A 13,232-nucleotide genomic window follows, 5' to 3' on the forward strand; every position below is an offset into this window, starting at 1 on the left:
GAGCGGCCGGGTGGCTCGTGTCACCCGATGCCTTACGGCATTCGGCTCATCATTGCTGGTCGAAATTCGCCTCAATCAACAGGCCGCTCGGGGCGTGTTGATTTGGTGAGCCGAGCCGCGTGAGCGGCCGGGTGGCTCGTGTCACCCGATGCCTTACGGCATTCGGCTCACCGTTGCTGGTCGAAATTCGCCTCAATCAACAGGCCGCTCGGGGCGTGTTGATTTGGTGAGCCGAGCCGCGTGAGCGGCCGGGTGGCTCGTGTCACCCGATGCCTTACGGCATTCGGCCCATCGTTGCTGGTCGAAATTCGCCTCAATCAACAGGCCGCTCGGGGCGTGTTGATTTGGTGAGCCGAGCCGCGTGAGCGGCCGGGTGGCTCGTGTCACCCGATGCCTTACGGCATTCGGCTCATCATTGCTGGTCGAACTTCGCCTCAATCAACAGGCCGCTCGGGGCGTGTTGGTTTGGTGAGCCGAGCCGCGTGAGCGGCCGGGTGGCTCGTGTCACCCGATGCCTTACGGCATTCGGCTCATCGTTGCTGGTCGAAATTCGCCTCAATCAACAGGCCGCTCGGGGCGTGTTGATTTGGTGAGCCGAGTCGCGTGAGCGGCTGGGTGGCTCGTGTCACCCGATGCCTTGCGGCATTTGGTTCATCGTTGCTGGTCGAAATTCGCCTCAATCAACAGGCCGCTCGGGGCGTGTTGATTTGGTGAGCCGAGCCGCGTGAGCGGCCGGGTGGCTCGTGTCACCCGATGCCTTACGGCATTTGGCCCATCGTTGCTGGTCGAAATTCGCCTCAATCAACAGGCCGCTCGGGGCGTGTTGATTTGGTGAGCCGAGCCGCGTGAGCGGCCGGGTGGCTCGTGTCACCCGATGCCTTACGGCATTCGGCTCATCATTGCTGGTCGAAATTCGCCTCAATCAACAGGCCGCTCGGGGCGTGTTGATTTGGTGAGCCGAGCCGCGTGAGCGGCCGGGTGGCTCGTGTCACCCGATGCCTTACGGCATTCGGCTCATCGTTGCTGGTCGAACTTCGCCTCAATCAACAGGCCGTTAAATCCCCGCCAGACTGTCCAGCTCGCCGGATTGACGGACTTTGCGAAAACGTACGTCAGCGGTGCGAAAGAAAGAGAAAGTCGCCGTAAATGCGAATAAAAGTCTGGATTGCCACCTAAGAGGCGGCGAGGATGTGTTATCTTGAACCCATCGAGCTGTTGCAGAACAGGCGTTCGCCTCGCCAAGGGCGACATCCAATCACCAGTGCGGAAGTTCTTTCGTTGAACGGTGTCGGCATTTCCCGGCGGGTTGGAACGTTGCTCTCGCGGCTCGATGGGCACCCGATTTCTACGGCGTTTGGCTAGCTATACGTGGGGCGGGTGCTGGGAATCATTGAATGACGCGAACGATTTAGCCACTTATCAAGACGCTCGCAATTTCACACGGGGACCCTGATTTGGACGCCCTGTGAACCCACTCGTGGTCTTGCTTCTCTTAGTTGGAGATTCCATCCCTCTAAGATTTCGAGACTTGCCAGTCGTGACGACCGCTACTACACTGCTTCAGGCAGCTTGAGATGCGGCTGCGGGATTTTTGGTAGCATTAACTGGCTCCTAAGGTTTAGAATCTTCCTGAGTAAACGGATTGCTGCTCCCGAGAGCGGCCACAAGGAGAGATCTCAATTATGTCGATCAATTTCACACAGTCCTGCCCCACGTGCGGCCGGCGCATTGACGTCCGCGCTTCGTTATTGGGGTGTACGGTAGCATGCCAGCATTGCGGGGCTGAGTTCACTGCGAATGCCAATGGAGGCAGCGCATCGGGCAGAGGCGAGGGCGACGATTTGCTCGCTCGCGTCGAAAAGGCCCTGCGCCGGGCGGAAGCAGCGACGGCCGTGCAGGCAGAGGTTTAATAGCCGGCACCGAACGCATCGCGGGAAATCACGACCATCGCCCGCCATCGCTTCGCGATTTTGGGAACCGGCGGTTGCGACGCAAAAGCTTTCGAATGACGCACCGCATCAACCCCAAGCTTGCTACCATCCCAGCACACGAGTGCTCCGCCTCAATCACGCGTTCACCGGAAACCGACGAGGTCATCGACATGCTTCGCCGGTTCCTCTTTTGCTCACTGCTGGTTCTGGGCGTCGCGAGTCCTGCGGTCGTTGCCCACGCCCAGCCGCCCACCGCCAAAACCCTGCGACTCTCGAGTGATTCGGCGACGAATAGCCAGCTCACAGCCATTCGCGGCGATCTCATTGCCGCGATCACGCAGGGTGCCCGCCCCGATGAAATGACCGCTCTGATTCAGCGGCAACGGCTGGTCGATCAAAAGCTCTTGGTTGATCTGGCGGGGATCCGAGACGAACTCGTCACCATTCAAAAAAGTAAATTCGATCGCGATGCACAGCAACGGCGATCCGAACTTCGGCGTCAAGAAAGTTTGCTATGGCTGACGCGAGTGGAGTTGGCCTCATTGCTGTCGGAAATGTTCGCCGAGGGCTCCGCCGATGGTGTGGCGCTTTCGGAACAGGCGATTCGTCTGATCGGCGAAGCGCTCGCAAAGTTCCCGGACGACAGTGAACTGCACAGCGAGTTGACGCGGTTACTGTCCGAAGCCCAGCTTCGCGCCGGGAGCCCAGACGCGGCCATCCGGACGATGCAGCAAGCATCAGCACACCAAAACCCATCGGGCGATGGGCAATCGACCCGGGATCGCACCGAACCAGCCAGCGCACCCTTGGTGATCAAGACATCCCATGACCTCGCCTTCGTGATCCGGATCGACATCGCCAAGCAACGTTGGGACGCAGCGGCGACCAAGCTCCAGCAGTATTTCGGTGACCAGCCCGCTGCGGCGCCACGCAGCCCCGCGATGGATTTGGCTCGCCTGCAATATCTCATCAGCCGCCCGGATCATTCGTCGGACTTGGGCGAAGTTGGCCAGTGGCTCGATGCGATCCAAACACGCGGTGGCGCCACTGCTCGTCGCAACGCTGAAACCCTGCTTGCCAGGGGCCGTGTTTTGAAAGAGTCACCGGACGTGGCGGCAGGCAACCGCGGCGATCGGGCTGAAACGCCTGTTGATCCCCGGGTGCTTCGTGCTGATGCCCGGTACTACCTGCGTATTGGCAAGACGCTACCCGCGGCAATCACCTTTGCCCGCTCGGCGGTCGAAGATACAGATGCGGCGCGCAGCATCGAATCGGCCATCGAGTCAGCGGCGATCCTGCAAAGTATCTCCAAGGAAGCCGCTGCGGCGGAACTTCTGAGGCGAATCGCCCTTGCACATCGACCGCACCGATTGTCGTCGGTGCTGATGTTGCAGGCCGCCGCACTGCGTAACGCGATCGACTCAGAGGGGGCGTCCGCCGGTGGTCCCACCGCCCGTGAATTGTTGGTCGAACTCGTCAACGATTGGCCGACGTCCGAGGCGGCTCAAACGGCACGCACAACGCTCATTGAATCAGCCGTTGCGGGAGGCGATGTCGTAGCGGCAGCGGTGTTCGCGACGGAAGTTCCCGCCGAGCAATGGACTCTGGAGAATGCGACTCGCTGTCGCCGACTCTGGCAACGGGCGATTGCGGGACCGGAGCCCTTGAAACCACCCTGTCACTGGGATGAGGAAGATTGCCGTCGCGATCACGATGCTGAACGCGCAGAAAGGCTCAGCGTCATGCGCAGCACTTTCGCCGCGGCGGCTGCACATCCACTCGCGGAGCAGACCGGGATGGCGTGCTCCGTGTTGCTGGACTCGTGTGTCGAAGCGTCGAGCCGCGAGCGGTTGGAAGCAATCGGGAAAACCGCATCCGATCCGTTTTGGGCGTCGCTTGCCCGACGCCGGCTCGGGTACAAGAATCAAATCGGTGCACCGGAGAATGTTGCACCAAGTGATGAGGATCTACGCCGCGTGGTGATGTGGAGGCTGAATCAAGATCTATTGGAAAATCCAACGCTGCACGATGAGATCGCAGCCTATTTGTTGACACTGATCGATCATTCCGAAACCGAGGTCGCCCCGCGACTGCGAATCGCCTGGTTGATGTGGAATGGGCAAACGGATCGAGGCGATCGAGCATTGCGTGCGGCGTTGACGACATCGGGCCACCCTGCCGACGTGCTGGCGGCCGCCGCGTCGGCATTGGCGGATTCCTCCCAACCCACTGAACTGAGTCAGGCAGCGAGTCTCTGGCAGGAACTCGCCGATGGCATCCCAGCATCGCATCGATCGCATCAACAGGCGAAGGTAGAAAGCATTTCCTGTTTATGGCGATCAGGGAATCGCGGTGACGCCCGCGCCGCGGCGGAGCTGATGTTGTTGACCAACCCGCCTGAGGATCCGGGGTTGAGCAAGCGGCTGAGGGAATGGGCCAGGTGACGCGGTTGTGAAGCTGGCGGCGGGGCGGGACGCTTCGAAACTCGCCGAGCGATGGCCGTTTGTTGGTCACACCGGTTCGCAAAATTATTCCGGTTGCTGATTCGTTATATGGTTTCCCACGGATCTCCCTTGGAATCGGGGCGAACGCCGATTGACGTGATGCGGAGTGAATGTCCCGGGCGGTGCGACAGCCACACGAACGCTGCGATCGCTGCCGCCGCTCCACGGCTTTGTGGTATCCTATTATTCTGGAACCAGGGGCTTGAGCGGCTGGCTGAATGCTGCCGTGCCTCCAGCACTGATAAAGGCCACACAGGAATCCGATCTTATGAATGAGCAAGCTCACACGTCGTCTCAATCACGATGGGTTGCTATCCCGTGTCGAACGGTATTCGCGGCGTTGTTCTGCTGTGTTGCCGGTCCCGCTGCAGCAACCGCGGCCGACACGGTCACCAACGCGGCGAGTTCGGCTCACACGTCCGCCGATGTTTCCCATTGGCTCGATGAACGAATCACGCCGGTGTTGCAGCTTTACACTTGGCTGCATGCTCACCCGGAAGTCTCGTTTGAAGAAGAGAAAACAGCCGCAAAGCTCGCGGGGCTGTGGCGAGACGCGGGATTCGATGTGACGGAAAACGTCGGCGGTTTCGGCATCGTGGGCGTGCTCAAAAATGGCGATGGACCGACTGTGATGTTGCGAACGGACTTGGATGCATTGCCCGTCACAGAGCAAACACCGGTCGCCTACGCGTCAAAACAGACGGTGACACGAGAGGACGGCAGCAGCACGGGGGTGATGCACGCATGCGGGCATGACATCCACATGACCAACCTGACCACGGTATTGCAGTGGCTGGCCGAGCACCGGGAGACGTGGTCGGGAACACTCTTAGCGATTGGACAACCCGCCGAAGAACATGGTGCGGGTGCCAAAGCAATGCTCGAGGATGGATTATTCGAGCGATTTCCTCGCCCCGATTACGCCCTGGCCATGCACGTCGGAAGTGATACCGCGACGGGGCAGATCAGTTTGCGTCCAGGATTCTCGCAAGCCAACGTCGATAGCGTTGACATCACGATGAAGGGGCGTGGCGGTCATGGCTCGGCGCCCCACACCACGATCGATCCGATCGTGCAAGCCGCTGAGTTGGTGATGTCGTTGCAGATGATTGTCAGCCGTGAGATTGCCCCGATTGAACCCGCGGTCATTACGGTCGGCTCGATTCACGGTGGCACCAAGCACAATGTGATTGGCAACGATTGCACATTGCAGTTGACCGTGCGCAGCTACAGTCCGGAAATTCGTGAACAGCTCCTGGCGGCGATCCGGCGCCGGGCATTCGGCATCGCTGCAACGTACGCGGCGCCCGAGCCGGAGGTGATCTTTAGCGACGGGACACCCTCGCTGAAAAACGACCGCGATCTGGAGGCTCGAATGCGACCGATCTTCGGTACCCAGCTCGGGGCTGAGAATGTGCTCGAGGGCCAGCCGTCCATGGGCGGCGAAGATTTCAGTCGCTACGGGATCGCGGGCGTGCCGATCCTGATGTACCAAGTCGGTTCGGTCAGCCAGGCGAGGCTCGATCGATTCGAAAAACTCGGGATTCCTCCGGCTTCCCTGCATTCGGCCGTCTACTACCCGGACGCCGAGGAAACACTCCGTGTATCGGTTCCCGCGATGACTTCAGCGGTCTTGGAACTGATGCCCTCAAAACCCACAAATTCATCGAACTGAGTATACTGGGCGATTTCGATGGTGGCTCGCCGCGGCAACTGCAACTACATGGGAAGGTAGAAATCAATGGGAGTTCGTTTTGCTTGTCATGCATGTGGCAGGCGATTGAACGTCAAGTCGGAGCTAGCTGGACGGCGGGGGATTTGCCCGGCGTGCTCAGTTCGTTTTCGCATACCCGAACACGATTCCCAAACGTCGACGCCGGTCGATGCGAGCGGAGTCCCGAGCCCCGAGCGTGAATCGGCCGCGGCAACATCGCCGGCTCACACACCGCAGGGTGCACGTCCCCGTGATACTGCCGCTGGCTCGGCAACCCCCGCGAGCGCCACTGCGTCGCCGCGGTCGTCTCAAACTCCGCACACCAATGCAGGATCTCGGCAACGCAGTCAGGATGAAGTCCTCGGTGGGACGTCGGCGGCATGGTACGTACGTCCTACCAGCGGCGGACAGTTTGGGCCCGCCGATGGTCCCACACTCGGCCAATGGATCAGCGAAGGCCGGGTGGCGGATTCCGCGATGCTGTGGCGGGATGGATGGCCAGAGTGGCGCATTGCCCGCAGTGTGTTACCACAGCACCAGAACGGCGATCAGCCGCGCGCCGAGCGACCCGCCCCATCCGCACCCGTCGTTCCAGCGGCCCCGGTCGCCAAGGTCAAAGAAATCCCTGCCGCCGCGGCACCTGCCGCAGCCCCCGTTGCCGATCCAGACGCTCCGCTGCGAACGGGAGGTAAGATACTCGACACCAACAAAAAGCGGGTCTCTCGCAAGCGTGTCACGACCAGCGTGTTGTTAGCGTTGGTGTTCCTCTTGCTGCTGTGCGCTTTGATTTACGTGTTGATCTGGTCCTAGCTGGACAATTACCGCTGCCGCGTACAAAATACGCGGATGAAATCTGAACCGAATGTTTTTTCGCCCGCTCGCTTGCACGAGCGGGCCCTGGCTCTCTTTGCCCAATCGCGGCTCGGCGCCTCCGATCTCCGCTGCTCGGTGAGTGACATTGAGGGGGCCAGCGTGCTGGATTGCGGTGTGCACGAAACCGGATCGCTACACGCCGGGCTCGTTCTGGCCCGGTTATGCTTGGGCGATCATGCCGAGGTCAGTTTGGTGCCTGCCGAGCCGGACATGATCACTGATTCGGCGGTGATGGTTGCGGCGGACCACCCCATCGCCGCTTGCCTGGGCGGTCAGTATGCGGGCTGGCCGCTTGCCGTCGAGAAGTTCTTTGCGATGGCCAGCGGTCCGATGCGGATGCTCCGCGGCCGTGAAGAAATGTTGCAACACTTGAACTTGATCACACCGGCCGATTCACACACGCACGCGGTCGGCGTGCTCGAATCAGATCGTCTGCCTGATTCGGATGTCATTGCTGCGATCGCGACCGCCTGCGGCGTGCCCGCGACACGTATCTGTCTCGGGGTCGCCCCGGTGACGTCGATCGCCGGATGCGTGCAAGTCGTCGCGAGGAGCATCGAAACGGCTCTGCACAAACTTCATGCCCTTGATTTTGACGTGACCACCGTCGCTTCAGCGACCGGTTTCGCACCCTTGCCACCGGGTGCAAAACCCGGCGATACCGTCGGCGGCATTGGCCGCACCAACGATGCGATGCTCTATGGTGCCAAGGTCACGTTGTGGATTGATGCTCCCGATGAACAAATTGATGCGGTAGCGACGAAGATCCCCAGCGCATCGTCATCGGACTACGGGCAACCATTCGCAAAAATTTTCAAACAATACGATTACGACTTTTATAAAGTCGACCCGATGTTGTTCAGCCCTGCCGTGGTTACGATCCATTCCCTCGCGAGCGGCCGAACCTGGCGAAGCGGTCGGCTTGCACCGGAGATTTTGCAGGCATCGTTCGGGATGGATTCTTGATCTGGGGACAGCACGGGTGAACGGCCCACGCATTCTCGTACTCGGTGGACGGCCGGTACATCGGGCTGACGCTGCGCCCTTAGGTTGGCATCTGGGCGAACTGCAATCGGCCGCGACGCAGTCGAATGTCGATCTCATTTTCGCCGATTATGAATCGTTAACTGCGCGAATCGACAACGGCGGCGCACGATCGACCGTTGTGGGTGACTCCATTGATGGTGCCCCATGCAACGCCTGGCAGCTCGACGGAGTGGATGCCATTTTCACACGCACGATGCCTCCTGGCTCGTTGGAACAGGTTATCTTTCGTCTGGCGGCTCTGCATGACGAGTACGGTCGACGAGTCCGGTGCGACCGAGCCCATAGCATCGTCAATCCACCCGCCTCACTCGAACTTGCCATCGACAAGTATGCCACGCTCGCGCGGGTCGCACGAATGGGGATCCCCACGCCTGCGACCATCGTTGCCCAGTCTCGGTCGGATGCGATGCGAGCGTTTGAGCAGCTCGGAGGCGACGTCGTCGTCAAACCGATCTTCGGTGGTGAAGGCCGTGGCGTGATGCGAATTCGAGACGCAGAGTTGGCCTGGACGGTCTTCTCAACGCTACAGCAACTCGGGGCCATCTTTTATGTGCAACAGTTTGTTGCGCCCGGCGGGTGCGATGTTCGCTTGCTCGTCATAGGACCCCATGTTCACGCGATCCGACGGACCTGCCAAGATGGTTTCCGAACGAACGTGCGCGCCGGGGGAAGAGCCGAAGCGATCGAATTGCGCAGCGAGTGGGGAGATCTGGCGCGTCGTGTCTGCAGCGAATTTGGATTGACCCTCGCCGCCATCGATTTGCTCGAAACCTCCGGCGGCCATGACTACCGGTTAGTGGAAATCAATGCGATTCCCGGCTGGAAGGGAGCCCAGGGCGTCCTTCCGATTAACTTGGCTGAACAAATCATTTCCGTCTTGAAAGACACTGCTTTATGAATTCCGCCTCAGATGGTTGCGAACGTCACGACGATCGTGAACGGGCAACCCAAATTCCGCCATCGGTATCGTGTCGTGATGGGAGCATGTCCGATTTGACAAAGGGGAACGTTGCGGATCGGTTGACCGACATCGCCCAACAATTGCCGGGGGCGATCGCGATTGCCGAACCATCGGGGCCACCTAAGAAATCAGGTCAGGATCGCGACTACGCACTGACGACGTTCAAGACGCTTGACCAACGGAGTACTGAGATTGCCCGCGGGCTGACCGCCTGGGGAATTGAGCCCGGCATGCGGCTGATCAGCCTGGTGCCGTTTGGTGCCCAGTTCATTGAATTGGTGTTTGCAATGATGAAGTCGGGGGTCTCGGTGGTGCTGATTGATCCCGGCATGGACCGCAAACACCTCGTCAATTGCTTGCAAGACGTCAATCCTGATGGGTTTATCGGCATCCCCAAAGCCCAAGCCATTCGGACGCTACTGCGTCATCGCTTCCCCTCGGCACGTTGGAACGTGACCGTGGGGCGACGCTATTTTTGGGGTGGCAAAACGCTCTCGCAGATCCTGGAAATGGGGCGGCGTGAGGCGACTCCGCTCGCGGAGGTCACGAGCGATGACGAGGCCGCGGTCATCTTTACCACCGGCAGCACAGGATGCCCCAAGGGTGCGTCGTACACGCACGGTACTTTCCATGCCCAGATTGATCGAATCGCCAGCCGATACAACATCCAGCGAGGCTCTCGCGATCTGGCGTGTTTCCCACTGTTCGGTTTGTTTGATGCCGTGATGGGGGTGACCACCATCATCCCGGACATGGACCCAACGCGGCCGGCCGATGTGGACCCAACCAAGCTGATCGCCGCGGCGCGGCAATGGGAGGTGGACCAAGCGTTTGGTTCACCAGCACTGTGGAAAACGGTGACGCGGTGGTGCGAGGCCAATGCGGTGGGGCGCCCCTTCCCGACCCTTCGCCGAGTGTTGTCAGCTGGCGCGCCCGTGCCAGCGTCGACGCTCAGCAGCCTCCGCCGATTTGTCCATGAGGACGCCGATATCGAAACACCCTACGGTGCCACGGAAGCGCTGCCGATCGCATCGATCGAGTCGCGACAAGTCATCACGGAAACCGGCCCCGCAGCGAATAAGGGGAAGGGCGTGTGTGTCGGTACTCGGTTCGACGGTGTCGAATGGAAGGTTATCGAGATCACGGACGATGAAATCCGCTACTTTTCGGATATCACCACCATGCCACGCGGCAAAATCGGCGAGTTGCTCGTCAGTGGACCGATGGTCACGCGTAAGTATGTGACGCGCACGGATCAAAACGCGATGCACAAGGTGTACGACGGTGACACGGTGTGGCACCGCATGGGCGACGTCGGCTATCTCGATTCGCAGGATCGGTTTTGGTTTTGCGGCCGCAAGGCACATCGCGTGATCGCTACCGATCGGACATTTTTCACGGTGCCATGCGAGGCCATTTTTAACCTCCAGGACGATGTCGAAAAGTGTGCGCTGGTAGGACGCGGCATCGCCGGTCAGCAAACCCCGGTGATCGTGGTCCAACCGGTCGACCTATCGGTTGCCAACGACCCACCGCGACGCGATGCGCTGATTGCACGTTTGCGCGAGGCAGCGGCCTGCAACCCACTCACACACCGGATCAGCGAATTCGTGATCCGTGCTACGCCCTTGCCCGTCGACATCCGTCACAACAGCAAGATCTTTCGAGAGAAACTCGCTGCGGAAGTCAACGCATCGAATCAAAAGTAGCTACCGTCGCCAGAGCGTGGAATCCACGTTCTGGCGAACTGAGCTACTCGAGTGATTCATTCACGGTCATTTACTTCGCGTGCACGTAAACCCGCAGGCGTTTGCTCGCATAGGTGTCCGCGTTTCCGGTGAACGTCCAATCTCGCGTTTCGCCCGGGCTGTTGCCGATACCGATGTCCGCTTTCGGTCCCGCGTTCCATTTGTTGATCGCAAAGAGTGTTTGCTTGGCACCGAAATGGTGGACTTGCATGCTTCCATAACCATTGACGGGGGCGCTCGGCTCGTCACCAAAATCATAGACGCTGCTGCTTGCTCCGGGCACGTTGCCATCGTTGGTGACGGCGTAGTTGTGGGGCCAGAACTCGATATTGCCTTTCGCGATGCCGGTGCCGGTTTGGATACCGCCGACGGTTGTGAAAATATCGAGCGACTCAACAGGCTGTTGGAAATGGGCGCCGGAGGCCTCCGTTGGGATGCCAATCTTGTGCACGTCATCCGTGAACGCAGCCATCGAAACAAAGATCGCTTGGTCGCTGCCGTCTTGGCGGGTTAGTTCAACGAGGTAACCAATCCGATCAAAACCCTTGATCTCCTTGCTGTTGTCAACGTCGTAGTCGATGTCGGTGCCCAGTCCGGTGAGATCGAGGTCGTAAACGAGTTGGTAGCCATCGCCGATCGGGAGGGTATCCACAAATTCGGGCATTTTCCCGCCACGCATGGCTCCCACAGGCAGTCCGGTTCCGCCCATTAGATTGGGCTCGGCGGTTTTGTTCCAAGCAAATCGGAACGCGACGGGGTGTTGGACTTTGTCCGATTTCAAGATCACGGTGTCACCGTCGATTTCCGCAGCCGCAGGTTGGAAGCCTCCTGAACCGGCCCCGATGACTTCGAAATCCGTGGGTGCTTTGCCGTCTCGCGTCTTCAGTCCACCGCCGGCGTTGGAAAAGACAACCTTCAATTGATCGCCTGCGGTTTCGAGCGACTTCATTTCGGGACTGTTAGCAACGATGTCGCTGCGCCCATAATCGTTTTTGAGAGCCAACCGAGCCAAGCGTCGCCCGACTTCTTGTTTGGCAGGTGGATGGATGTTGTCGATCGTGGCGATATCGTTGATCACAACCATGCCGGTGTTGGGCACTTCGTCCTCCACGGCAGCTTGAGCTTCCCAGAATCGCGGCAGAATCTCAACGTCTTCATTGCCATATTGATAGGGTGCGATTTGGACGTAATAGAACGGGAAATCACCTTGTTTCCAAAGCTCACGCCAACCGCCAATCAACGCTTTCTTCTTTTCGAGGTACAGCATGCCCTCGTTATGATTGGATTCGCCCTGATACCAGATTGCGCCGCGGATGGGGAAACCGAGAATTGGGTGGATCATGCCGTTGTAGAGCATCGTCGGATCTTGATGCTTGCTGAAGGGAATGAGTTCAGCTGGATACGCGGGGCTGGGCGAAAGCAAAGCGTTTGTTTTTAACGAGGCTTTCGCCGTTTCAACCCAATCGCTCGTGGCGTCGATGTGTGCACCCAATCGCTGCTCGTAGGCATCGGTTCCGGGTGTGCGTGTGATGATGGATTGGTAAATATCCTGGAGTGCGGGGATCTGCTCGAACCCGACCGGTGGGGTCCATGGTTCGACTCGCGTCCCACCCCACGATGAGTTGACCAAACCGATGGGCACGTTGAGTTCTTGATGCAGATGCCGGGCCATGAAGTAGCCGCAGGCAGTGAAATTTGCCACGGTCTCGGGTGAGCAAACCCGCCAATCTGCGGGGACATCATCCAGCGGCAGAAAACGAGACGTTTTTGGAATGGCGATATGCCGGATGAGTGGATAGTTGGCCGATGCGATTTCTTGCTCGGCATCGGTGCAGCGTCCGACGGTCCATTCCATGTTGGACTGTCCCGAGCAGAGCCAGACTTCGCCGATCAGGATGTCACTCACTTCAATGGTGTTTTTGCCTTTGACCGCGAGCGATTGTGGCTCGGCGTTGGCATCCATGGCTGGTAATTCCACCTGCCAGCGACCCATTTCGTCGGCCTGCGTGGTAGCGGCTGCGTCACCGAAGCGAACTTCAACCGCTTCACCCTGTTCGGCCCAGCCCCAGATGCGGATTTCCTGTTTTTGCTGCAGCACCATATGGTCGCTGAATACGGACGGTAGCCGAACGTCGGCGTGCGTCGTCGCGGCAGCAACGACGAGGCCGATCGCGATCGACATCAGAGTCAAATGAAATTGAAAACGACGCAGGGGCATGATTTACTCGGTGGGCACGGGGAAGGGGAGCGATCGGCCTACCGACGATGGTGAGGCAGCGCTGCGAAATTGCCACGGTATCTTACCTGAAATCATGGAGTGATATGTGCCGCTGGCGCGGTGCGATTCTGTAATTCACTTGCCGTCGCTCGGGGCGATGGTCCCACGCGACGCCTGTGGCTTACTGAACACGGTTGTTATCATGCTGCGGCTGCATTCTGGCTTCACTCCCTCGA

The 13,232-nt window shown here is 59.4% G+C and carries 8 protein-coding genes; 7 read left to right on the forward strand and 1 reads right to left on the reverse strand.

The window, feature by feature from the left end; genetic code table 11:
* The first annotated feature begins 1,682 nt into the window (after positions 1-1,682).
* The 7 genes from SH410x_RS09720 (at position 1,683) to SH410x_RS09750 (ending at position 10,739) form a co-directional block, all read left to right on the forward strand.
* Complete coding sequence (locus SH410x_RS09720; protein ID WP_473676308.1) at positions 1,683-1,910, forward strand: response regulator; 228 nt, start codon at positions 1,683-1,685, stop codon at positions 1,908-1,910.
* Positions 1,911-2,005: 95 nt separating this feature from the next.
* Positions 2,006-4,375, forward strand: a complete 2,370-nt coding sequence (locus SH410x_RS09725) for a tetratricopeptide repeat protein (RefSeq protein ID WP_473676309.1) — start codon at positions 2,006-2,008, stop codon at positions 4,373-4,375.
* A gap of 328 nt (positions 4,376-4,703) precedes the next feature.
* Positions 4,704-6,110, forward strand: a complete 1,407-nt coding sequence (locus SH410x_RS09730; protein WP_473676310.1) for a M20 metallopeptidase family protein — start codon at positions 4,704-4,706, stop codon at positions 6,108-6,110.
* Between the two features lie 66 nt (positions 6,111-6,176).
* Positions 6,177-6,959: a DUF4339 domain-containing protein gene (locus SH410x_RS09735; protein WP_473676311.1), complete on the forward strand. Its 783-nt coding sequence runs from the start codon at positions 6,177-6,179 to the stop codon at positions 6,957-6,959.
* A gap of 36 nt (positions 6,960-6,995) precedes the next feature.
* Positions 6,996-7,988, forward strand: coding sequence for a methenyltetrahydromethanopterin cyclohydrolase (mch, locus tag SH410x_RS09740; protein ID WP_473676312.1), 993 nt, complete (start codon positions 6,996-6,998; stop codon positions 7,986-7,988).
* A 16-nt stretch (positions 7,989-8,004) separates the two neighbouring features.
* Entirely contained in the window at positions 8,005-8,967 is a 963-nt protein-coding gene (locus SH410x_RS09745; RefSeq protein ID WP_473676313.1) for an ATP-grasp domain-containing protein, read from the forward strand.
* Positions 8,968-9,053: 86 nt separating this feature from the next.
* Positions 9,054-10,739, forward strand: coding sequence for a fatty acid CoA ligase family protein (locus SH410x_RS09750; protein ID WP_473676314.1), 1,686 nt, complete (start codon positions 9,054-9,056; stop codon positions 10,737-10,739).
* 70 nt (positions 10,740-10,809) lie between these two features.
* Here SH410x_RS09750 and SH410x_RS09755 read toward each other — a convergent pair whose 3' ends face one another.
* On the reverse strand, positions 10,810-12,996 hold the full coding sequence (locus tag SH410x_RS09755) for a sialate O-acetylesterase (protein WP_473676315.1): 2,187 nt from the start codon (positions 12,994-12,996) through the stop codon (positions 10,810-10,812).
* Positions 12,997-13,232 lie beyond the last annotated feature (236 nt).

It is taken from the genome of Rhodopirellula sp. SH410, from assembly GCF_055811895.1.